The organism is Aquimarina sp. AU474 (genome assembly GCF_900312815.1).
Lineage (GTDB): Bacteria > Bacteroidota > Bacteroidia > Flavobacteriales > Flavobacteriaceae > Aquimarina.
Map to the genome: position 1 here is coordinate 603,458 of NZ_OMPE01000007.1, position 22,456 is coordinate 625,913.

At 32.7% G+C, this 22,456-nt stretch carries 22 protein-coding genes; 10 read left to right on the plus strand and 12 right to left on the minus strand.

From position 1 onward, the window contains the following. The first annotated feature begins 70 nt into the window (after nucleotides 1–70). Complete coding sequence (locus DK508_RS09500; RefSeq protein ID WP_109300505.1) at nucleotides 71–607, plus strand: hypothetical protein; 537 nt, start codon at nucleotides 71–73, stop codon at nucleotides 605–607. Nucleotides 608–698: 91 nt separating this feature from the next. Here DK508_RS09500 and yajC read toward each other — a convergent pair whose 3' ends face one another. The 4 genes from yajC to DK508_RS09520 form a co-directional block, all read right to left on the minus strand. After that, a complete protein-coding gene (gene yajC / locus DK508_RS09505; protein ID WP_109300506.1) occupies nucleotides 699–989 on the minus strand; it encodes a preprotein translocase subunit YajC in 291 nt (96 codons plus the stop codon). Between the two features lie 7 nt (nucleotides 990–996). Continuing rightward, nucleotides 997–1,476: a DUF1573 domain-containing protein gene (locus DK508_RS09510; protein ID WP_109300507.1), complete on the minus strand. Its 480-nt coding sequence runs from the start codon at nucleotides 1,474–1,476 to the stop codon at nucleotides 997–999. A gap of 48 nt (nucleotides 1,477–1,524) precedes the next feature. Then, nucleotides 1,525–2,436, minus strand: coding sequence for a transcription antitermination factor NusB (nusB, locus tag DK508_RS09515; RefSeq protein ID WP_109300589.1), 912 nt, complete (start codon nucleotides 2,434–2,436; stop codon nucleotides 1,525–1,527). 166 nt (nucleotides 2,437–2,602) lie between these two features. Next, nucleotides 2,603–3,700 (minus strand): Glu/Leu/Phe/Val dehydrogenase dimerization domain-containing protein, encoded by a 1,098-nt coding sequence (locus DK508_RS09520; protein ID WP_109300508.1) that lies wholly within the window; start codon nucleotides 3,698–3,700, stop codon nucleotides 2,603–2,605. Nucleotides 3,701–3,842: 142 nt separating this feature from the next. On the opposite strand from DK508_RS09520, the gene DK508_RS09525 reads away from it, so the two are divergent. The 3 genes from DK508_RS09525 (at nucleotide 3,843) to DK508_RS09535 (ending at nucleotide 8,679) form a co-directional block, all read left to right on the plus strand. Beyond that, nucleotides 3,843–5,600 carry an ABC transporter ATP-binding protein gene (locus DK508_RS09525; RefSeq protein ID WP_109300509.1) on the plus strand — a complete coding sequence of 586 codons (1,758 nt, stop codon included), beginning with the start codon at nucleotides 3,843–3,845 and terminating at the stop codon, nucleotides 5,598–5,600. A 79-nt stretch (nucleotides 5,601–5,679) separates the two neighbouring features. Further along, nucleotides 5,680–6,066, plus strand: a complete 387-nt coding sequence (locus DK508_RS09530; RefSeq protein WP_109300510.1) for a PUR family DNA/RNA-binding protein — start codon at nucleotides 5,680–5,682, stop codon at nucleotides 6,064–6,066. 102 nt (nucleotides 6,067–6,168) lie between these two features. Beyond that, a complete protein-coding gene (locus tag DK508_RS09535) occupies nucleotides 6,169–8,679 on the plus strand; it encodes a M14 family metallopeptidase (RefSeq protein WP_109300511.1) in 2,511 nt (836 codons plus the stop codon). A 28-nt stretch (nucleotides 8,680–8,707) separates the two neighbouring features. Here the strand turns inward: DK508_RS09535 and DK508_RS09540 are convergent, their stop codons facing one another. Both DK508_RS09540 and DK508_RS09545 read right to left on the minus strand, forming a co-directional pair. Beyond that, complete coding sequence (locus DK508_RS09540) at nucleotides 8,708–9,589, minus strand: alpha/beta fold hydrolase (RefSeq protein ID WP_200831856.1); 882 nt, start codon at nucleotides 9,587–9,589, stop codon at nucleotides 8,708–8,710. After that, on the minus strand, nucleotides 9,576–10,040 hold the full coding sequence (locus DK508_RS09545; protein ID WP_109300512.1) for a DUF962 domain-containing protein: 465 nt from the start codon (nucleotides 10,038–10,040) through the stop codon (nucleotides 9,576–9,578). The genes DK508_RS09540 and DK508_RS09545 overlap by 14 nt, the downstream gene beginning before the upstream one ends. A 178-nt stretch (nucleotides 10,041–10,218) precedes the next feature. Between DK508_RS09545 and DK508_RS09550 the strand changes: the two genes are divergently transcribed. Together DK508_RS09550 and DK508_RS09555 are read left to right on the plus strand one after the other, a co-directional pair. Beyond that, nucleotides 10,219–10,776, plus strand: a complete 558-nt coding sequence (locus DK508_RS09550; RefSeq protein ID WP_109300513.1) for a thioredoxin family protein — start codon at nucleotides 10,219–10,221, stop codon at nucleotides 10,774–10,776. A 3-nt stretch (nucleotides 10,777–10,779) separates the two neighbouring features. Then, a complete protein-coding gene (locus DK508_RS09555; RefSeq protein ID WP_109300514.1) occupies nucleotides 10,780–11,307 on the plus strand; it encodes a GNAT family N-acetyltransferase in 528 nt (175 codons plus the stop codon). Here DK508_RS09555 and DK508_RS09560 read toward each other — a convergent pair. From DK508_RS09560 to DK508_RS09580, 5 genes are all read right to left on the minus strand, one after another. Continuing rightward, on the minus strand, nucleotides 11,304–11,834 hold the full coding sequence (locus tag DK508_RS09560) for a YfiT family bacillithiol transferase (RefSeq protein WP_109300515.1): 531 nt from the start codon (nucleotides 11,832–11,834) through the stop codon (nucleotides 11,304–11,306). The two genes, DK508_RS09555 and DK508_RS09560, sit on opposite strands and share 4 nt — an antisense overlap. Further along, nucleotides 11,834–12,628 (minus strand): hypothetical protein, encoded by a 795-nt coding sequence (locus tag DK508_RS09565; protein ID WP_109300516.1) that lies wholly within the window; start codon nucleotides 12,626–12,628, stop codon nucleotides 11,834–11,836. Before DK508_RS09565 ends, DK508_RS09560 begins: the two co-directional genes overlap by 1 nt. Nucleotides 12,629–12,927: 299 nt before the next feature. Further along, entirely contained in the window at nucleotides 12,928–13,860 is a 933-nt protein-coding gene (locus DK508_RS09570; protein WP_109300517.1) for a peptidylprolyl isomerase, read from the minus strand. Nucleotides 13,861–14,018: 158 nt separating this feature from the next. Then, nucleotides 14,019–14,816 (minus strand): tol-pal system YbgF family protein, encoded by a 798-nt coding sequence (locus tag DK508_RS09575; protein ID WP_109300518.1) that lies wholly within the window; start codon nucleotides 14,814–14,816, stop codon nucleotides 14,019–14,021. Further along, a complete protein-coding gene (locus DK508_RS09580) occupies nucleotides 14,813–15,373 on the minus strand; it encodes an RNA polymerase sigma factor (protein ID WP_109300519.1) in 561 nt (186 codons plus the stop codon). Before DK508_RS09580 ends, DK508_RS09575 begins: the two co-directional genes overlap by 4 nt. A gap of 107 nt (nucleotides 15,374–15,480) precedes the next feature. On the opposite strand from DK508_RS09580, the gene DK508_RS09585 reads away from it, so the two are divergent. The 4 genes from DK508_RS09585 (at nucleotide 15,481) to DK508_RS09600 (ending at nucleotide 19,979) form a co-directional block, all read left to right on the plus strand. Then, nucleotides 15,481–16,023 carry a hypothetical protein gene (locus DK508_RS09585; protein ID WP_109300520.1) on the plus strand — a complete coding sequence of 181 codons (543 nt, stop codon included), beginning with the start codon at nucleotides 15,481–15,483 and terminating at the stop codon, nucleotides 16,021–16,023. Nucleotides 16,024–16,145: 122 nt separating this feature from the next. Next, entirely contained in the window at nucleotides 16,146–18,836 is a 2,691-nt protein-coding gene (locus DK508_RS09590; RefSeq protein WP_235016345.1) for a CHAT domain-containing tetratricopeptide repeat protein, read from the plus strand. Nucleotides 18,837–18,946: 110 nt separating this feature from the next. Further along, nucleotides 18,947–19,492: a hypothetical protein gene (locus tag DK508_RS09595; protein ID WP_109300522.1), complete on the plus strand. Its 546-nt coding sequence runs from the start codon at nucleotides 18,947–18,949 to the stop codon at nucleotides 19,490–19,492. A 289-nt stretch (nucleotides 19,493–19,781) separates the two neighbouring features. After that, nucleotides 19,782–19,979 (plus strand): hypothetical protein, encoded by a 198-nt coding sequence (locus DK508_RS09600; RefSeq protein ID WP_160114641.1) that lies wholly within the window; start codon nucleotides 19,782–19,784, stop codon nucleotides 19,977–19,979. A 66-nt stretch (nucleotides 19,980–20,045) separates the two neighbouring features. Here DK508_RS09600 and DK508_RS09605 read toward each other — a convergent pair whose 3' ends face one another. Continuing rightward, nucleotides 20,046–22,250 (minus strand): ATP-dependent DNA helicase RecQ, encoded by a 2,205-nt coding sequence (locus tag DK508_RS09605; protein ID WP_109300524.1) that lies wholly within the window; start codon nucleotides 22,248–22,250, stop codon nucleotides 20,046–20,048. Between the last annotated feature and the right edge of the window lie 206 nt (nucleotides 22,251–22,456).

Genomic DNA, 22,456 nt, shown 5'->3' on the forward strand with positions numbered 1-22,456 from the left:
AAAAAAGTTTTACGTGTTGATATTTTTTTGTTCGTCATATCTATGAACAAAACAAAAAAAGTATTTCGACATGAAAAGAATTTTAATCATATCATTATTAATTATTACGTTTAATACGCAAGCGCAAGAAAACGAGATTAAAAAAAACGAAAACAGGCACGAATTTAGGTTTGATGCATTTGGAGCTTTGGTTTTTGAAAATTTTGAAATCAATTACGAATATGTACTTAACAAATATTCCGGGGTTGGTATAGCCACTAGCTTTAGTCTGGACGACGACTTTAGTGAATACCAATCTTTCGCTATTGAACCGTATTATAGGCAGTATTTCTTTAACAAGAAAGATTTTGGGGCTCGAGGCTTTTTTGTAGAAGGTACACTACGTGTATCTGGTGGAGAAAACGAATTTCTAAATATTCAAAACAATTCGATAGTTAGAGAAGACTGGACAGATATGGGGATAGGTCTTACTCTTGGACAAAAATGGGTGAGCGATAACGGATTTGTATTTGAAATTAGTATTGGTGGAGGACGTTATTTACTTGACGAAAGTCCAGATGAAGGTTTCATAAGAGGTGGTATCCTAGTAGGGTATAGATTCTTCTAAAACGAAGATAGAAACATAAACAATATTAAAAAGAAAAGCCCGATACAAGTATTAGATATTTGTATCGGGCTTTTAACAAGTAGGCTAGTTATTACTTGGCTTCTGCTGGTTTGTTTAATTTTTGACTCATCTCCAATGAAATTGCAGATCTATCAAAAGTAAGTTTACCAGAGCCTGTTTCAATAATAACAGCATTATTTTTTTCACTGAAATCGAAAACTTTTCCATGAAGACCGCTTTTTGTTACTACTCGATCTCCTTTTTTAAGTTCTTCAGCAAATTTTCTTTCCTTTTTAGCTTTTTGCATTTGCGGACGTATCATAAAAAAATACATCACAACAAATATTAGTATAAAAGGAAGAAATGATTGAATTTGTTCCATAAAATTATTATTGGCTTACCGGTGTTCCTCCTGCTGGCTTAGCCTTTGGAGTTACCATTGCTTTAATTTTAAGAATTTCTTTTCCAGCTTCTGTATTTGCAGTTATAGTAACTTGCTTAGTTTGCTGATTTGGCTTACCGTTAGAGTTAAACTTTACTAGCATTTCTCCTACTGCTCCAGGAGCGATTGGTTCTTTTGGCCATTCTGGCACAGTACAACCACAACTTCCTTTTGCACTTACGATTACTAGTGGAGCTTTACCTGTGTTTGTAAAACTAAATTTATGCTCTACCACATCTCCTTCATTGATTGTTCCAAAATCGTGCTCAGTTTCAGCAAAAGTCATTACAGGTAAATCTGTACTCTTCGCATCACGCTCAGCAGCTATTTCAACATTTTCTTCTTTAACTTTCTTTGTAGCATCCTCTTTACAAGACACAACCGTCATAGCAAAGATTCCAGCCAGAATTAAGATTCCTTTTTTCATTACTTGGGTTTTTAATTATTGAGGGTTAAAAATACATTTTTTTTTGAACTACATAAGTCCTCGGCCAACTTTATTTAATTTGCCGCTTTCTTGGTACTCTTTAGATATCTTGTCAAGAATACCGTTGATAAAAATACTACTTTTAGGAGTACTATATTCCTTTGCGATTTCTAAATATTCGTTAATTGTTACTTTTACTGGTATTGACGGGAACTTTACAAACTCACAAATAGCCATTTTTATGATGGCTTTATCCAATTCTGCAATACGATCTTGGTCCCAATTTGGCGTTTTACCATCAATCTCTTTTGCAAATTCTACTCCATTAAGCACTGTTTTCCTGAAAATTTCAACAGCAAAAACCCTATCATCTTGGTCTTTATACAATTTGGGAAGTGATTTATCTTGATCGTGAGATGCTTTTACCTTTCGTAACATCTTAATTATTGCAGTATTTACAATAGGCAGATCATCAATCCATGTTAATTTTTTATCCTCTATATATTCGTAAAGTTTATCATTAGGAGCAATCACTTCTTTAAAAATATCAAGTAAAAAATCTTTATCTTCCTTAAAAGAACTCATTTTGGTACTCATGTAATCCAAATACAAATCACTTTCTTTAATAGATTTCCATAAAATAGCTACATATTCACTATCCAACTCCCAACAATTCATTTTTTTCCGATCAATTTCTTCTTTGAGCTGAAGATTTTTCTCGAGCGCTAATAATACTTCGTTATTAACAAATTTCGTGTTTGGATTTTTTTCTTCGGAGGTGGCTAAGTATTTTTTTTGACTCTTTGCCAAAAAATCTTCTGCATGTTTTCTAATCTCAACCAGTAGCTGAAGATTTATCAGAAACAAATCATACATCTGATCAATACTAAAAAGAAGAAATTTCTCTTCTTTATCAAGGTTATCACTTTGCGTCTGCCCCATCGAATAGAGAGACTGCATTACTTTTACTCTAATATGTCTTCTGGTTAACATAGAATAATTACAAAGAACTTTATATTAAAAAAACGGGCGAAAGTATTATTATAACTTTCGCCCTGCAAAAATACTATTATTTTTAATCTAGCTACCTAAAAACTTCTTTTTTATATAGCCTTTATTATATTCTTTAGAGTTCTTTTTTTCTAGCAGCAATTCTATCCTCGGCGATACTAAGGGCAGAGGCATTTGTAGTCATATTAGTTGCCTTTGCTTTATTAAGAATATCCAACGTAGTTTCGTAAATATTCTCAGTTTTGGTCATAATTTGATCTCTTCCGTATCCTTCGATTTCGGCATAAACGTTAATAATACCTCCGGCATTAATTAAGAAATCAGGAGCATAAACAATTCCTTTCTTTTGCAATAAAGGTCCGTGAATATTCTCTTCTGCCAATTGGTTATTAGCGGCTCCAGCTATAACTTTTACTTTTAATTTATCTATGGTTTCATTATTTACAGTTGCACCCAAAGCACATGGAGCATAAATATCTGCTGTTTCTGCATACAAATCATTACCTCTATAAATTTCTACACCATACTTAGCGCTTACTTCCTCTAATCTTTCTTGATTAATATCACTTATGATTACATTTGCACCTTCTTCAGATGCCAATCGTACGAGTTCTTCTCCTACATGACCAATACCTTGTACCAAAATTCGTTTACCATCTAAACTTTCATTACCATAAGCAAATTTTGTAGATGCTTTCATACCCATATACACGCCATAAGCGGTTACAGGAGAAGGATTACCAGCTCCACCTTTAGATTCTGATATTCCAGTTACATAAGGGGTAACTTCTCTTACCGTATCCATATCTGATGTTTCCATTCCTACATCTTCTGCCGTATAATATTTACCTCCTAGTGTATGAACAAATTTCCCAAAACGGGTCATTAATTCAGGAGTTTTTAATTTTTTCGGATCACCAATGATTACAGCTTTACCTCCACCTAGATTTAAACCAGTAATGGCCGCTTTGTACGTCATTCCTCTCGATAATCTCAAAACATCATTTAGTGCATCCCACTCTGTTTTATAATCATACATTCTAGTTCCTCCTAAAGCAGGTCCTAAAATTGTGTTATGCACACCAATAATTGCCTTCAATCCTGTATCTTTGTCTTGACAAAAAACAACTTGTTCGTGATTATCAAAAGAGAGCTGACCAAACACTGGGGCTTCCTTTTTCAATTGATTTGCAGTAAGCACTTCGGTTATCATGTATCGAAAAATTTAAACGGTTATAAATTATATAATATTCAAAATCAGACCGCTAAAATAAGGTATTTTTATGAATTTAAAATTTAAAGCTGTTAAACTTTACGAATTCTTTAATAATTAGACACTTAAACTTGTAGCTTTTATGCGTGCATTACGCCATTTAAACAAATACTTTCTTAAATATAAATACAGACTCATAATAGGATTAGTAATTACCATAATAGCAAGAATTTTTGCCACATTGGTTCCTACAATTGTTGGAAATTCTGTTGATATTGTAGAAAAATACATCAATAATGAGGTTACTGATATTGCCGAAGTTAAAACTGGACTTATTACTAATATTCTTTTGATTCTAGGCGCTGTTCTTATTTCTGCCTTTTTTACTTTTTTAATGCGTCAAACGTTTATTGTCGTTTCTAGGTTTATAGAATTTGATTTAAAAAATGAAGTTTTCCAACATTACGAAAAATTATCTCTTAACTTCTATAAAAAAAATAGAACCGGAGACCTAATGAACCGCATTAGCGAAGATGTATCTAAAGTAAGGATGTACGTTGGCCCGGCAATTATGTACAGTGTAAACACAATCACTTTGTTTGTGGTTGTAATAGGATATATGATTAGTATTGCTCCAGAACTTACATTATATACAGTTGCACCACTACCTATTTTATCTATATCTATTTATAAACTTAGTGTAGCCATTCATAAACGTAGTACGGTTGTGCAGGAATTCTTATCTAAACTGACCACTTTTACACAAGAATCTTTTAGTGGTATTACCGTGATTAAAGCTTATGGTATAGAATCAGAAACGCAAAAGAACTTTACGAATTTATCAAATACCAGCAAAGATAAAAACTTAGATCTTGCTAAGGTTCAGGCTCTGTTTTTTCCATTAATGGTATTACTAATTGGATTTAGTAATGTCCTAGTGATATACATAGGCGGAAAACAATTTCTTGACGGTACTATTCAAGAATTAGGTGTCATAGTACAATTTATCCTATATGTAAATATGTTAACTTGGCCAGTAGCTACTGTTGGATGGGTTAGTTCAATTGTACAACAGGCGGAAGCTTCTCAGGTAAGAATCAATGAATTTTTAAGTCAAGAACCTGAAATCACAAATTCAGTAACTCAAAAAACACCTATAATAGGAAATGTTAATTTTAATAATGTAACGTTTACCTACGACGATACTAATATTACAGCATTAAAAAATATTAGTTTTGAGGTAAAGAGTGGAGAAACTATTGGTATTGTCGGAAAAACAGGTTCGGGTAAATCAACCATATTAGACCTAATCGGAAGACTCTATGATGTTTCTTCTGGCGAAATAAATATTGACAACACCCCCATAAAACGATTAAATTTACTTGATTTAAGAGAAAACATAGGGTATGTCCCCCAGGATGCTTTCTTATTTAGTGATAGCATCAAAAACAATATCAAGTTTGGAAAAGAAACAGCTACAGATGACGAGGTGTATAATGCAGCAAAAAATGCCGTAGTACATAACAACATAATTGGATTTAGTAAAGGATACAATACCATATTAGGAGAACGAGGCATCACTTTATCTGGGGGTCAAAAACAAAGAGTATCCATAGCAAGAGCTATCATAAAAGAACCTTCAATACTACTTTTTGATGATTGTTTATCTGCCGTTGATACCGAAACGGAAGAAGAAATTTTAAGCAATCTTAACAAAATTTCTAAAAATAAGACTACTTTTATCGTTAGTCACAGAGTGTCTACGGCAAAAAATGCAGATAAAATCATCGTTATAGAAGATGGGCAAATCATCCAGGAAGGCACTCATAATCAACTAATCAAGAATGATGGCTACTATAAAGAACTCTATTTAAAACAACTTAGCGAAAAAGAAATATGAGTTTTTTTTGTCCGATTAACAAATTTTTTGGATTTTTGAAACCATCATAACATATTAATTAATTTAAGAAATACGGATTATGAATGACAATGAAATGATGGAGAAAGAAGAGATTTTCTCAAAAGTTTTACGAGCAGGAAGAAGAACATATTTCTTTGATGTAAGGGCTACAAAGGCGGGAGACTACTATTTGACAATAACAGAAAGTAAGAAGTTTACGAATGACGATGGGTCTTTTCACTACAAGAAACATAAAATCTATCTATACAAAGAAGATTTTGTAGGCTTTACTGAAATTTTAAATGAGATGACAAATTACATCGTTGATGAAAAAGGCGAAGAAGTAATTAGCGAAAGACATCAAAAAGATTATCAAAAATCTTACGAAAAAGACACTGTAGATAACAAAGAAGAGGTAACTGCTTCTACTGAAAGTTTTACAGATGTAAGCTTTGATGATATCTAATAAAATATAACTTACCTTAGTTAAGTTAAAGTTATGCAAACCGCTTCATTGTCTGAAGCGGTTTTTTTTATATTCACACATCAAAAAAATAACTCGACTGAAATGAAATATATCTTCATTACTTTGTTTGCCCTATTTCACTTTTTCTCCCAAGCGCAAAACAATCTTTCTTTAGACTATTACCTTCCTCAAAACGTTACATACGATGCTTCGATACCCACGCCACAAAGTGTTTTGGGGTTTGTACCAGGAAAATGGCATGTTTCTCACGACAAATTGGTTAGTTATATGACTGCACTAGCTGAAGCCTCTCCGAGAATAACCATAGAAAATAGAGGAACCACTTTTGAAGATCGACCTATCTTATTACTGACCATTACCTCACCACAAAATCATGGTAAAATTGACCAAATAAGACAACAACACGTAGAACTTACCGAAAGAAACGCAAGTTCGATTAACGTAGAGACATTACCAACGATTGTATATCAGGGCCTATCTATTCATGGTAATGAACCAAGTGGAGCTAATGCAGGTTTAATCGCGGCATATCATCTTGCAGCCGCTCAAGGTACCGGAATAGAACAACTTTTGGATAATGTTGTTATTTTATTTGACCCTTCTCTAAATCCAGATGGTTTACAGCGTTTTGCATATTGGGCCAATACTAACAAAAGTAAAAATATAAGCACAGATCCTCAGGATCGTGAATATAGTGAGATATGGCCAGGAGGAAGAACAAATCATTATTGGTTTGATATGAATCGTGATTGGTTACCTGCTCAATTACCAGAATCAAGAGCTCGTATCAAAACTTTTCATCAATGGTACCCTAATATTCTAACAGATCATCATGAAATGGGATCTAATAGCACTTTCTTTTTTCAACCAGGAATCCAATCTCGTACGCACCCTCTAACTCCAAAATTGAATCAAGAATTAACTAAGAAAATTGCTAATTATCACGCAAAAGCACTGGACAACATTGGTTCTTTATATTATACCGAAGAAAATTTTGATGACTTTTATTACGGTAAAGGATCTACTTTTCCAGATATCAATGGAGGTATCGGAATTTTGTTTGAACAAGGAAGTTCAAGAGGGCACGCGCAAGAAACAGATAATGGTATATTAACCTTTCCTTTTACTATCAGAAATCAATTTACGGCCATGCTTTCTACACTAGAAGCAGCAAAAACTATGCGGAAAGAGTTATTAAATTATAAACGTAACTTTTATGCTAATGCTAGAAAAGAAGTCTCAAAAGACGCTTATATCTTCGGAAATGAAAAGGATGCGGCTTCGGTATTTCATTTGGCCGAAATCCTTAAAAGGCATCAAATCACATTACATGAATTGAAACAGGATGTAACGGTTGCCGGAAAATCGTTCAAAAAAGGATATAGCTATGTAGTTTCTAAAGATCAAAAGCAAAAACGACTATTAAGAGCCATTTTTGAGAAGAGAACAAAATTTCAAGATAGTCTATTTTATGATATTTCGGCATGGACTTTTCCTTTGGCATTTAATCTTGATTATTCCGAAAACATAGCTTTATCTAACTTGGGTAATGAAGTTGTTGAGCTTAAACCCAGAACAACTAAACCTGTTAACAAAAGTAATTATGGCTATTTAATACGATGGCATGAATATTACAGTCCAAAAGCTCTCTATCACATACTATCTAAAGGATTACGAGCAAAAGTAGGTTTAAAACCTTTTTCTCTAGAGAATGCCACTTACGACTACGGCACCATTTTGATTCCTGTGCAAAACCAGCACTTAGACAGTGATAACCTTTATAAATTTCTAAAGAAAATTTCTGCAGATAGTCAGATAGATATAACAGGCGTATCAACAGGACTCACCACAGGGATTGACTTAGGTAGCAGTCAATTTAGAACATTATCCTTACCAAAAATTGGTTTATTAACTGGCAAAGGGATAACATCATACGACGCTGGTGAAATTTGGCACTTGATGGATCAACGTTATGATATACCCATCACAAAATTAACTACAGACAACCTAGATAAATCAAATTTATCAAAATATACCCACATTATTCTACCAAACAGCAGAGGTAATTTGGCTAAAGAAAAAATAGATAAACTCAAAAAATGGGTCCGAAACGGAGGAACATTAATAGGCTATCGAAATGCTGCTCAGCTCTTTAAAAATAATAATTTAATGAGTATTGAATTTTCAAAACCCGAAAACAATGCCAAAAATATATCATTTGAGCAACGACAAGATTTTTTTGGAGCCCAAGTAATTGGTGGAGCTATTTTTGAAGCAAAAATTGACAGGTCTCATCCTATAAACTATGGATATAAAAATGATAAAATAGCATTATTTAGAAACACTACACTATTTATGAAACCCGACAAACAAAGCTATAATAATCCAATTCAATACACCGAAAAACCATTGTTAAGCGGTTATATAAGTAATAAAAATCTAGATTCTTTGTCTGGGACTGTGCCTTTTAGAAAAAATGATTTTGGAAAAGGAAACACCATATTATTTACAGATAACACCAATTTTAGAGCATTTTGGTACGGAACCAATAAATTATTAATGAATGCTATTTTCTTTAGTGATGAGATGTAATAGGTAACAAAGCAACACCACAAACCATTTATAGACGGTCTCTAAATTCATAATAATGATGCAGTATTTCCTCAGGAGCTTCAACCTGGGGATAATGTCCTATTTCTTCAAGCACTATTACATCAGCATTAGGAACGATCTCTTTGTAAAACATGGCCATATGCTTTCCTGAAATAGGGTCAAAACCTCCATCTATAAGGCGTTTGGGCATATTTGTATGTTGTATAGCTTCACGCCATCTTATTTTATATGTATCTCTTTCTGTAAGATATTTAATAAGCTTAGGAAGCACATCTTTACCTTCATTATAATCTATTAACCTCCAAAACTCATCTATTTCTTGATCACTTGGCTGTGTATTCTTACCAAATATTTTTTTAAAATTTTTGGCTAATGTATTTCTTCCCATAAAATGTTTTAAAAGCACTCCAAACGGTGTAAGAAGTAATTTTTGCGTTATGGTAGGGAAATTTGTTTCAGGGAACATTCCTCCGTTTAAAAAAACTACTGATTTAATTTCAAACTCATAATTATCATTTTCCTTACTCCTTGCCAACATTTCTTGCACCACAGTATCACCATAATCATGTGCCAGAATGTGAAATGATGTAATATCATTTTTTCTAAGGAAAAACTCCCACAAATCAACCTGGGAGGCAATAGTATATTTAAATTTTTTGGGTTTTGAAGAGAAACCATAACCAAGCATATCCAGAGAATACACCCTATATTTTTGGATAAGATCATCCCAAATCTTAGACCAATCCCAACTAGCCGTAGGAAAACCGTGCACAAGAATTAAAGGTTCTCCCTTACCCTCTGCTTTATAAAAAATTTGATATTGGTCTTTATATGTAAAATAAGAACCAGAATTCTTCCATTTATCCAACATCATATTATTTTTTTCCAAACATTTTTTGAATCACCCATGCAGGTCCTATTAATAAAAATTTGAAATCTTCTATAAAGGATGGTTTCTGTCCTTCGATCTTATGACCGTAAAACTGCCCTACCCATGCCGCAACAAAGATGCCTATAGAGACCAACCATAAAGAGGCGTATTGACCAATATAATAATTAGCAATAATGCAAAAAGCTGAGAACACAAGAATTTGTAGAGCCATTTTTACTGATAATCTTATGTAAAAGAATAAAACTAACAATAGCACCACAAATGCCCAATTCTCTATAAAAGGATTTACTCCTGGTAAAATTGAAGCAAGAAACCCACTAGGAATACTCATGAGCAAACCAACAATAGAGAAAAATATAGCCGGAACACAAATAAAATGTATCGCAATGTTTGTTTTATTTTGGTGGCTTACAGCATATTCTTTAAACCAAGTTTCTAAAGATTTCATACGTTTAGTTTATTATTTTATCTTATAAAAATAAGATAATGAAAGATGTAATTAATCAAATTATGAAAAATCTCACATCATCTATTTTTAAAGTTAAGATTAGTTGTAACTAAGGTAATAATTTTTAGACTTATACTATATAAAATCGTAATTTGGAACCTCTCAAAAATTAAAAGTTATGGCTCGTACTCCTTCAAACATGTTAGCTCTTGGTACAAAAGCACCTGATTTTACGTTAATTGATACGATCACAAATGATCCAGTTTCTTTAAAAAATATTCAAGGTGAAAAAGGAACGGTTGTGATGTTTATTTGTAATCATTGTCCGTTTGTGATTCATGTAAATGAAGAAATTGTTAGAATAGCGAATGATTATCGAGTTCAAGGGTTTGGTTTTGTAGCTATAAGTAGTAATGATGTTGAAAATTATCCACAAGATGGTCCTAAAGAAATGTGGAAAACTGCTAGAAAAAATAATTACACCTTTCCTTATTTATACGATGAGACCCAAGAGGTGGCTAAAGCTTATGATGCAGCCTGTACTCCTGATTTTTATTTATTTGATGCAGAATTAAAGCTTATTTACAGAGGACAACTAGATGATTCAAGACCTGGCAATGGAATCCCTGTAAACGGACGTGATTTGCGTCAAGCTGTTGATGCTGTGTTACGTAATGCCAAAGTATCTGAAGAACAGAAGCCTAGTATTGGTTGTAATATAAAATGGAAAAATTAACCTATGTCATCAACAATTTCATTTCTTCCATGTACTCCGAGTAACATTTCTGATTTAGTAAAAATTAGCCAGCAATTTTATCCTGAGCATTATATTCATATCTGGAAAAATAATGACCCTAGTTATTATGTAAATCTAAGCTTTAGTCAGAAAGCTTTTGAAGATGACCTTAAGATTGACAATATTGCATACTTTCTTATACAAAAAGCTGATGAAAAATTGGGTTTATTAAAAATTAGAAAACATCAAGCAATTGAAGGCCATTCTGAATTTGATGCACTGCAGTTAGAAAAAATATACCTTTTAAAAAATAGTATCGGAATGGGAGTTGGTAAAAAAGGGGTAGAATTTGTTAAAAACTATGCCAACACCTTGGATAAAAAAATAATTTGGCTAGATGTAATGACTACAAGTCCAGCGCTTCATTTTTATAAAAAAATGAATTTTAAAACTATCTCTTACTATGAGTTGGACTATCCCGGGTTAAAAGATGGGTATCGAGAAATGCAGCGAATGACACTACCACTCTAAGATAGGCCAGCTACTATTTTAAGATGTGCTAAATGGTGATTACCATGCCATGCATAAATACCTATATCTTCACCTAAAGAAATTGCTACATCTCCTTCTGGATGAACAAATTCTTTTTCAAGATCCTGCGGTGATAAACCTTTGAGAAAATATACCCATTTGGCATGTAATGCCTTTATCATATCTAAAGAAAGGTAAATAGGTGCTGACTTAGTATCAAATAATTCTGCCCATAACGTTTCATTATACGCCTTAATAAGAGGTCTATCCTCTGTCATCGCCCATTTAAAACGAATATATCCATTATGATGGCTATCATGAATATGATGTATCACCTGTCTTGCTGTCCAACCACCTGATCGATAAGGAGTTTCTAATTGTTCCTCGGTGAAATTAGAGACCAACTCAATAATCTTAGATGGCAACTCTTCTATATCAGATATCCAATTAGTAATCTGATCTGGAGTTATATGTTGAGGGCATTCAAATTTTCCAATAGGATATTTAAGGTCCATATACTTATACATTAATCAACTTTAGCATACATAAATTCTTCATTCGAGAAAAGATCGACCAAAGTAAGAACGTTTTCATCAATATTTTCGATCTTATATCTATACATACGATCATCCATAGGAAAAAAACACACGAGTACACCTTCTTCTATTCTTGTTTTTAAACGATTTGCAAATTTTCCATTATAAAAATTAAATCGTATCGTTCCTTCAAAAATAATATAATCCTCGGTGTTTTGAACAAATACCCATTTTCCTTGTAAAGCATCATAGGTACCTTTGTTATAGAATTTATTATCCAACAATCCTTTCATTTTATTGGCATATCCTATAAAATCGGTTTCTGTAGTCACTTCGGTCAGCGGAGATCCAACGGTTTCCTTATCTATTTCATCTCCGTTACTGAAGAAATGTTTGGATTCGTATTTGGTAAACGATCTTGAATAATCTAGTACTTTTCGGCCATTTTCATCAGTTGCCGTTAAATAAGGTCTCTGCTTATAATTTACGTAAATCAACTGATCATTCCAGAAATAAAACTCTGTCGTTATGTTCGCACTTCGAGTACTTACTTTTCTTTTTATCTTTTTTAAACGATCGTGTTCATAATAGCCTTCTAATTCTGCTCCATGATCGGCCATTTTGTCCAAAAATTCTTCGGGATCCAAATAGAAGGTATCAAATTCTATATAGCCGTCTATAATTTCCATTTGGTCTTTTATACTTGTCAAAACCTCTTGTTTGTCTTGAGCAAACGAAAAATAACTACTACATAGAAGTAATAAAATGGTTAATAATTGTCTCATATCTAGGGGGTTAATCGGTTTTTGTTTAATAAATAATCAGTAGGCCTAAATATTTTTTAACAAAATGATTTTTACCAAAATATAAAAATCATTTTGTTAAAAGAAATTAATAATCCTAAAAATAGCATAAGCTATAAAATTTCTGATTTCTGATTTCTATTTAACTACATATTATTACATCAATCACAACAGAACAATATTGGTGATTTCTATAACAATTACCTCTTATTATTCAACAAAAAATCCCCAAAAAAATTAGGGATTTTTCATTTATTATGATAGTATTACTTCTATTTATACTACTTCACGTTTACCAATTCAACATCAAAAATAAGTGTTGCGTTTGGCGGTATAACTCCTCCTGCTCCTCTATCTCCATATCCCAGATAAGGTGGAATTACAAACCGTGCTTTATCTCCAACCTGCAACAAAGCAATTCCTTCATCCCATCCAGAAATTACTTGTCCCATACCTAACGGGAAATCAATAGGTTGATTACGTTTATACGAAGAGTCAAATACCGTGCCATCAGTTAAACTACCTTTATAATGCACTGATACTGTCTTTCCTTTTTCTGCTTTAGCACCATCTCCCTTTTGAATTACTTTATATCGTAATCCACTATCTGTTTTATCAAATCCGGCAGCCAATTCTTCTAAAAGATCTTCTGATTTCTTTTTTGCTTCTGCTTCTCGTTCTGCCTTTGCACCGTTAAATTGTCTAAACGTTTCTACTGCATTGAAATTTTCTGCATCTGCTCCTACTCTTATAATTTCTACAGCTTCAATAACATCTCCCTGCGCAACAGTATTTACAACATCTAATCCTTCAACAACTTTTCCAAAAACAGTATGTTTTCCATCTAACCAAGACGTCTCGACATGTGTAATAAAAAATTGACTACCATTAGTTCCAGGGCCAGCATTGGCCATAGATAATACTCCTGGTCCATCATGTTTTAAATCAGGATGAATCTCATCATCAAATTGATATCCTGGACCACCAGCACCTGTACCCTGTGGATCACCTCCTTGAATCATAAAATCGGCTATTACTCTATGAAAATTTAAACCGTTATAATATGGTTTTCCTTGAGGAATAGCTTGGTTATCTATATTACCTTCGGCTAATCCAACAAAATTACCAACGGTACCTGGTGTTTTTTTATATTCAAGATTAATTAGAATACTTCCTTTTGATGTATTAAACTTTGCGTATAATCCTTCTTGCATAGTTATTTATATTTTCGGGTTTTAATTTTTGAGTTGCAAAGATAACTAATTGCTAATGGTTTACCATATTAAAAAACAGGATTGTTTTTAATTTTAAACCAACAAAAACCACCAAAAATTTAATAAGGAATTTAGATGCTAAAGACTCCTGTTACCTACTACTCTATTAGATCAATTAACTCTTTAGCTTCAACGTATTTGAAGTTACTTGTATCGGCTGTAATAGATTGTAAGGCCTCTAAGAGCAATTCTCTATTATTTTGTTTTAAATACACCATTGCTCTATACCAATCAGCTTTTTTACTTTGCAACGTACCAGATGATGCTAGTGAGTTAAACTGACCTATGGCTTTATCAAAATTATCTACTTCTAAATACGCAATACCAGTATATATATAGCTTAGAGGATTTATCGACTCTGCCTCACTTTGATATTTTACAAAAATAGTAATAGCTTCATTGTATTTTTTATCTTCAAATAGCAATTGCGCATTTTCAATTAACTTGTCATTCTCTTCACCTCTAGTAATCAAAGAAGGGATATCATCTACCTGGATGTATTGTGCATACAATTTATCTGTACTACTATCCTTAAAAACAAAAAGAGAAATTGTCATTAACACTGCAATTGCAGCGGCTATTCCAATAAACAAAGGTCTTCGGTTACTGGTAGACAAACGATTTTCGGCAATAACCTCATTAATTGATGTTTTTAATACTGCTGTCTCATCACTTTTAAAAAAAGATTTGAGTTGTTTTGCCTCACTATTCTTTAATATTTCTTTATTTCCTTCGGCCCAATCTTCTTCATTATAGACCAAGCGCATGTCTTTTTGCAACTTTAATTCTTCGGCAAGAGTAATGTCATTACCAACCTTTATTTCAAAAGCTTGCTTCTCTTCGACAGACATCTCATTGTCAAGATATTTTTCTATTTCTAATAAAAAATCGTTCATAAATCTTTTATACTATTATATCTAGGGTCATTTTTAATCAATTTTGTTAATTGCGATTTACAATTAAAAATACGTTGTCTTACTACATTATCCGAACTATAATCCAACTTTTCAACTATTTCTTTATAGGGTGTTTTTTGAAAGAAAAGTTGAAGTAATTGTTTACAATTATCAGATATTTCTTTTAGCTTCTCTTGAAATAATTCCCATTTTTCTTGTTCCAAAACTGCCATAGTCATATCATCTTCTTCACCTACTAGTTCTATAGTATCTTCTTTTGTTACCATCCTTTTTTGTTTTTTTAGTTCTCTTAGCCATAAATTCCTACACGCACCAAATAAATAGGCCTCCAAAGAGCTCTCTATCACAAAAGATTTTACTTTATATCTCGCAATTAATTGTAGCAAAGCTTTCTGAAAAACATCCTCTGCATCGGTACGATCCCCACTATTTTTTTGAATATAACTTGCTATCTTAGGGAAAGATGTGATATACAATTTTTGTATAACCTCTTTATTTCCTGTTGCTAGTTCTTTTAAAAGGTCTATTTCTCTCACAAACGTTAAAAATTCCTTAATGTTTTAATTTTTATTACTTTTGCCCGGTAACTTTTTTAAGTAAGGGGAACATACTAATAAATTAGAAAACAAAAAAAATATTTTAAATGAAAAAATCAGCTTTATTAATTTTAGCTGCAATTTTTGTAATTGGAATACAAAGTTGCTCTATAGACAAACAAGAAGAAATCGCGCCGCAAGATTTCTCTATTACTAAGGAGGACTCCTTAGACAAAAATGGTTTCCCATTGTGTTTTAAAACAGTATATATGTTTTATGGCAACATGAGTCCTATAAATAGACGAACATTTAAACGTCTAGCGAAGGATACTTGGTATTCTAATCAGACAGTAACAATTGTTGAGTCATTGTGTCCTAATGTCGAGATATGGACTATATCCTGTAGCAATAGAACAGGGTATGCGAAAAGTGAAGGTGAGGACCCTGAGACTGTTGAAGTAGAAGACAGTTTAATACTTGGTTCGGGTGATGCGCCTCCAGCTCCTTTCCTCACTAATACTCCTAGATATGTAGAAGGTGGTTTTAATTTTAATGCATGCGTCACAGGTATCGAAGATCCTATTATTATAATACCAGATGATGATAACCCACATAACACACCGGGATCACCTATAAGAAATATTAAGTAATTAAAATTTTATTATTTTAGGTTTATCAATTCTCATTATTACTTAATCCTAACCCTTGGTACAATATGGGAACATATAAATTGTTAAAATTTCTATTATTATATTTCCTGATTCATAATTGTATGGGTCAGGAAATATCTTTTGCATTAGATTCTATTCATCAATTAGAGGGCTCTGATTATGAAAAACTTGTCTTGTATCAAGATCTTCTGGATACATACGAACAAAATAAAGATTACACACAATTAGGGCATGATGCACATCAATTAGCCAAATGGATACATTCTGAAAAAAAATGGACTCCCGCTATTGACATAGCTCAAACTGCCTATAAGGCAAGAGAAAAAGCAATTCCTTTTCATCCAGAAAACTTAAAACGTAGTTATTATAATTATGCTAATTTTCATAGAAGGATTGGCAAATACACCATAGCTATTCGTTATTTCAGAAAAATGCTCGAAGTAAAAGAATCTGATTTTTTTCATGCCAGAGCATATGGCTTGATTGGCAAGAGCTATACGGCAATTGGAGATCCATATCAAGCTCTAGAAAATCAATTACAAGCTTTTAAATATTTTGATCCGGTAAAGGACAAAGTATTGATTATATCTAATCATATTAACACAAGTATCACCTATAGCAACAAAAGAACTCAAAAAAATTTTGACAAAGCTATCTCACACTTATTAACAGCGGATTCTTTAATTAGTACCATTAAAAATCCTAGCAAACATGAACTATATGCAATTAACAATAACTTGGGAGGTATGTATTATCAAAAAATTGGCAAAGAAAATGATATTAAAGCTATTGCTTATTTTGAAAAAGCCCTAGAACTTGCCAAGGAAATGAAAATTAATAAAAATCTGGCCCAAATTAATTTAAACTTAGGTACAGTGTATAGCGCATCCGATATGAGCGTTGCAAACACCTATCTAAAAAAAGCTTTAACCTATACTACTAACAAAAAAGCGAATTATTTAATCCCCGAAATCTATACGGAATTTGGCGCGATAGCTTGTGCTAAAAAAGAATACCAAAAAGCCTTAGAATATTATACAAAATCGTTTTTACATTATTTTAATATAGAAACTGATGATATACATTGGTTACCCTCAAAAAAAGAATTAGCTAATATCAACGACAAAACTCTTGTTTTTGAGCTATTAAAAAGAAAACTAGAAGCATATCTTGCACAAGGTAAAAAAGGAAATAACAATACTGCATATACAAATGCCATAAGAACCGTAAAAACAAGTAGTGATTTGGTAGACCTTATCATGAGGGAAAATCTTTCGAATAGATCCAAGTTATATTGGAAAACCATAGCCTCTCAAATTTATATATCGGGAATTGAAGCATGTTACCAAGTACAGAATCTTGAAGATGCTTTTTATTTTATGGAAAAAAACAAAGCCTTATTACTCACGCAAGAAATCTCTAAAAAGAAAACAAATACCCCTGAAGAAATTCTTGAACACGAGAAAAAAATTGAAAAAGAAATCATTCATCTTCAAAAAATATTTCGTAACATTTCTGATATCAAAAAAGATTCGATATCAGATCTAATACTTACACAAAAAAATGAGCTACAACAATTTAAAGATTCTTTATCTAAGCAATATCCTGTATATTTTTCGTCTGTCCTTAATCCTAAAACAATATCGTATTCGCAATTAGAAGTAAAAAATAACGAAGTAATTATAGAATACACCATGACCGAAACAGTCGCTCGTGTTGTACCAAATGCTTACGGAATGGTCATATCCAAAGATCACCAAATACTTTTTAAACTTACAGATAATCAAAAACTCTTAGACAACATTTATAGTTTAAGAACGCTATTAAACACTCCTTTTAAAAGTATAGAAGATATTACAACTTATAAAAATACAGCACATGAATTGTTCACCACTCTTTTTCCTGAACAAATAAGAGATTATCTTACAAATAAAAAAGTGACCATTATAGCAGATCACATGCTTAGTTTTATCCCTTTTGAAGCACTTGTTACTAATATAGATATGGGAACCTATTTGATAGAAGATTGTGAAATAAACTACACCTATTCATTATCGTTTCAAAAAGAAAATGCAAATATTACCAGGCAAACAGACTATGATTTTTTGGGCATAGCACCAGTACAATTTAAAAATGGATTAGTACAGCTAAGCAAAAGTGAAAAAGAAATCAATACAGCCAAAACTTATTATACAGGCTCTATATTAGTTGGAGAAACAGCTACAAAAGAAAACTTTATCAAACAGGCATCAAATTATAAAATTTTACATTTGGCCACCCATGCAAATGCATCGGATACTATAACTCCTTGGATTGCATTTCATGATTCGAAATTAATCCCTGAAGAATTTAACACATTCGAAAACAATGCCGAATTAGTTATACTTAGTGCCTGTAATACGTCATTAGGAGAATTACAAAAAGGTGAAGGAGTACTTAGTCTAGCCAGGGGGTTTTTTAAATCTGGTGCCAATACTGTAATCCCTTCATTATGGAGTACCAATGACAAAACTACCGCCAGTATTACTTCTGATTTTTACAACAACCTTAGCAAAGGAAAAACAAAATCAAAGGCATTACGTATGGCAAAATTAAACTATCTTAATAATAATACTGATGCAGAGGCTTCTCCGCATTATTGGGCTCCCCTTATTCTAATTGGTGATAGTACAACATTATTACCAATAAAAGAATACAATGTAATACAAATTGTTTTTATGGTTATTATTGGCATTATTATCTGTATGGTATTTTTTTACTTTTTTCGCAAAATAAAAAAGACGTCAATTTGATATTGTTTTAAAAAATTTAACATTTTGTTCATTTTTCTTACTTTCGCGCATTAACATTTTTATGTTTGGGGAAACATATTAATGTATAAGAAACAAAAAAAACACTTTAAATGAAAAAAACAGCTTTATTATGTATAGCTGCAATTATGCTAATTGGGATACAAAGTTGCTCTATAGAAGAACAAGAAGAAATTGCACCAAAAAATTTCTCTACACCACAAGAAACATTAACTAAAAGCTTTGCACCACCTAGCCTTACATGTGAGAAAAGAATTTATGTCTATTTTGGAAATATGTCTACTAAACGAAGGCTTTTGTTTAGAGAAAAGGCCAGACGTAAGTGGTATAGCTCCATAACTCTTGAAGAATCTTTATGCCCATTAACTGAAATATGGCTTGTACCTTGTGATGCGATATTTAACCCAAAAAGTGATGGAGAGGAATCTAAAACTATTAATGCTGAAGCAAGCGAAGCTTTAGGAGATGAAGATGGAACTCAGGAAAATACCGCTAGTCGCCCCCCCGTTTATCTGCCAAGCAATTTTATTAATGTAAGAGTTTGTACTATTAATCCGGAAATCATCGACCCAAATCCGGATAATGATAATGATGATGATGGTGATACTGGTGATACCATTGGTATACCGATACAGTAATTAATTCAAATCGAGGTTACATAGATTTTCCTTTTGGTAATCTAATACTATAAAACTGGCTGATAACACTTTGTTATCAGCCAGTTTTGTTTTCTATACATTTTATTTATTCACTTCTTAAAAAAAAACATTTCGTATAGTAACATTTCATGATTTTATAAACAATAGTATAGATAACATTATCGAAGACATATCACCTGAGTGTCTATAACTGTTCGGGATACTATAAGTTCAAAAATTCATAATCATGAAGAAAAAAAAATTAGAAGGTTTATCATTAAGTAAAAATGTGATCTCAAAGCTCAGTGGACATCACGTAAAAGGAGGAGGACTTGTCACATCTGCCTGTGGTTTTGGAACAAGCAGACATTGTGAAGAAAACTCTGCTGTAATACATTGCGATTCAAGAAACTGCGATGTTATTTCACAAGGTATATGCCAGCAAACACAACAAGAATGCGGATCTTTTCAGGTAGCTTGCAATTAAATTAAAAAAACGAGATTGTTTTTAAAAACAATCTCGTTTTAAACTTTTATGATATGTGCAACGGTTTTAGTTTGCTACCTCACTAATAAATTTGATTCGATACAAACGAAGTTCCTCATCATCATAATCGCCATCAAATTCTTCAATAGCAATATCTATTTTATCATTTTCGGCATCTAGAAAATATTCATGAATTTCTTCTTGTTGATCTTCATCCAAAATTTCGTCAACCCAATAAGCTATATTCAATTTGGTACCACTATAAACGATAGCTTCCATTTCTTTGATAAAAGCATTCATATCCATACCCTTGGCAGCCGCAATATCATCTAGCGGTAATTTACGATCCACATTTTGTATGATATATAGTTTAAGTCCACTATTGGCACCTGTACTTTTTACTACAAAATCATCCGGTCGATCTATATTGTTCTCTTCAACATATTTTGCAATAACATCTACAAAAGCTGTTCCGTATTTTTTTGCTTTTCCTTCTCCTACACCATGCACATTACCTAGTTCTTCTACAGTAACGGGATATTTAAGAGCCATATCATCAATAGATGGATCTTGAAAAACTACAAAAGGGGGAACCCCTAATTTTTTGGCCACAGATTTTCGTAAATCACGTAATATTCCTGCCAATTTATCATCTCCTCCTCCTTTGGCTCCAGATTTTGCTGCCGTAATAATAGAATCATCCGTGGTTTGATCATAAATATGATCTTCGGTCATCATAAAACTAACCGGATTCTTTATGTATTCTTTCCCATCAGGAGTTACTCTAATCACTCCATAGGTTTCTATATCTTTTTTTAAATATCCTGCCACCAATACTTGACGTACCAATGCCATCCAGTATTTATCATCTTGGGCATTTCCACTACCAAAAAATGGTTGCTTATGCGTTTTATGCGAAATAATAAGGGCGTTACTTTTTCCGATAAGTGTGCTCACAAGATCTTTCGACTTATAGATTTCACCTGTTTTACTAACTACTTCGAGTACTAATTTCACTTCATCCTTAGCTTCGTGTTTTTTCTTAGGATTACGCACATTATCGTCCATATCGGCTCCTTCGCCTGTAACATCATCAAACTCTTCTCCAAAATAATGTAAAATAAATTTACGTCTCGAAATTGAAGTTTCGGCAAAAGCAACTACTTCTTGCAACAAAGCATGGCCTATCTCCTGCTCTGCCACAGGCTTACCACTCATAAACTTCTCTAGTTTCTCAATATCTTTATAGGCATAATACGCCAGGCAATGTCCTTCGCCTCCATCTCTACCTGCGCGTCCTGTTTCTTGATAATAACTCTCAATACTTTTTGGCATATCGTGATGGATCACAAACCTTACATCTGGTTTATCGATCCCCATCCCAAAAGCAATAGTGGCCACAACCACATCAACATCTTCCATTAAAAACATGTCCTGATGCTTTGCTCTTGTTTTGGCATCTAATCCTGCATGATATGGCACAGCTTTAACACCATTAACCTCTAGCGTTTGAGCAAGTTCTTCTACCCTTTTTCTGCTTAAACAATATACAATACCACTTTTACCACCATTTTGTTTTACAAAACGAGTGATATCTGCATCGACATTTTTAGTTTTCGGGCGTATTTCATAATATAAATTTGGCCTGTTAAAAGAAGCCTTAAAAGTCTTGGCATCAGTCATTGCCAAATTTTTAAGAATATCTTCCTGCACTTTTGGAGTAGCAGTAGCTGTAAGCCCAATAATAGGGATATCCTCTCCTATTCTCTTTATAATATTTCTAAGATTTCTATATTCGGGTCTAAAGTCATGACCCCATTCGCTAATACAGTGTGCTTCATCTACTGCTAAAAAAGATATTTTTTGGGTCTTCAAAAAGTCCACATATTCTTCTTTGGTAAGTGATTCTGGAGCTACATATAGCAATTTGGTGACACCATTAATGATATCATCTTTTACTCTTCTAATTTCTGATTTGTTCAGTGATGAATTTAGCACATGGGCTATTCCTTCTTCTGCAGAAATACTTCTAATTGCGTCTACTTGATTTTTCATCAATGCAATTAGTGGGGACACCACAATAGCGGTTCCTTTACACATCAAAGCGGGCAGTTGGTAACATAGGGATTTCCCACCGCCTGTAGGCATTATTACGAAAGTATTTTGCTTATTCAGAATACTTTCTATTACCTTCTCCTGTAATCCTCTAAATTGACTAAAACCAAAATACTTCTTTAGAGCATCTTGTAAGTCAGTTTCATTCAAACTCATTAAATCTCTTAACTTTTATATACCAATTAAATAAAGATTTTACCAACACCAAAATCCGTTTCCCCAGTACAGATTTAGTGGATGTTATCAGTTTCAATTTTAGTTCGTCAAATATAAGGAAACCATAAATTATTATCCTTTTTTTTGACAGTATTTAAAATTAATGCGGTATTGTATACCTTTGCGTAAATTAAAGATAATAAAAT

Bases quoted from the DNA above. Each gene is read 5' to 3' on its own strand.
- DK508_RS09500 (WP_109300505.1), top strand. From the start codon at position 71: ATGAAAAGAATTTTAATCATATCATTATTAATTATTACGTTTAATACG.
- yajC (WP_109300506.1), bottom strand. From the start codon at position 989: ATGGAACAAATTCAATCATTTCTTCCTTTTATACTAATATTTGTTGTG.
- DK508_RS09510 (WP_109300507.1), bottom strand. From the start codon at position 1,476: ATGAAAAAAGGAATCTTAATTCTGGCTGGAATCTTTGCTATGACGGTT.
- nusB (WP_109300589.1), bottom strand. From the start codon at position 2,436: ATGCAGTCTCTCTATTCGATGGGGCAGACGCAAAGTGATAACCTTGAT.
- DK508_RS09520 (WP_109300508.1), bottom strand. From the start codon at position 3,700: ATGATAACCGAAGTGCTTACTGCAAATCAATTGAAAAAGGAAGCCCCA.
- DK508_RS09525 (WP_109300509.1), top strand. From the start codon at position 3,843: ATGCGTGCATTACGCCATTTAAACAAATACTTTCTTAAATATAAATAC.
- DK508_RS09530 (WP_109300510.1), top strand. From the start codon at position 5,680: ATGAATGACAATGAAATGATGGAGAAAGAAGAGATTTTCTCAAAAGTT.
- DK508_RS09535 (WP_109300511.1), top strand. From the start codon at position 6,169: ATGAAATATATCTTCATTACTTTGTTTGCCCTATTTCACTTTTTCTCC.
- DK508_RS09545 (WP_109300512.1), bottom strand. From the start codon at position 10,040: ATGAAATCTTTAGAAACTTGGTTTAAAGAATATGCTGTAAGCCACCAA.
- DK508_RS09550 (WP_109300513.1), top strand. From the start codon at position 10,219: ATGGCTCGTACTCCTTCAAACATGTTAGCTCTTGGTACAAAAGCACCT.
- DK508_RS09555 (WP_109300514.1), top strand. From the start codon at position 10,780: ATGTCATCAACAATTTCATTTCTTCCATGTACTCCGAGTAACATTTCT.
- DK508_RS09560 (WP_109300515.1), bottom strand. From the start codon at position 11,834: ATGTATAAGTATATGGACCTTAAATATCCTATTGGAAAATTTGAATGC.
- DK508_RS09565 (WP_109300516.1), bottom strand. From the start codon at position 12,628: ATGAGACAATTATTAACCATTTTATTACTTCTATGTAGTAGTTATTTT.
- DK508_RS09570 (WP_109300517.1), bottom strand. From the start codon at position 13,860: ATGCAAGAAGGATTATACGCAAAGTTTAATACATCAAAAGGAAGTATT.
- DK508_RS09575 (WP_109300518.1), bottom strand. From the start codon at position 14,816: ATGAACGATTTTTTATTAGAAATAGAAAAATATCTTGACAATGAGATG.
- DK508_RS09585 (WP_109300520.1), top strand. From the start codon at position 15,481: ATGAAAAAATCAGCTTTATTAATTTTAGCTGCAATTTTTGTAATTGGA.
- DK508_RS09590 (WP_235016345.1), top strand. From the start codon at position 16,146: ATGGGTCAGGAAATATCTTTTGCATTAGATTCTATTCATCAATTAGAG.
- DK508_RS09595 (WP_109300522.1), top strand. From the start codon at position 18,947: ATGAAAAAAACAGCTTTATTATGTATAGCTGCAATTATGCTAATTGGG.
- DK508_RS09605 (WP_109300524.1), bottom strand. From the start codon at position 22,250: ATGAGTTTGAATGAAACTGACTTACAAGATGCTCTAAAGAAGTATTTT.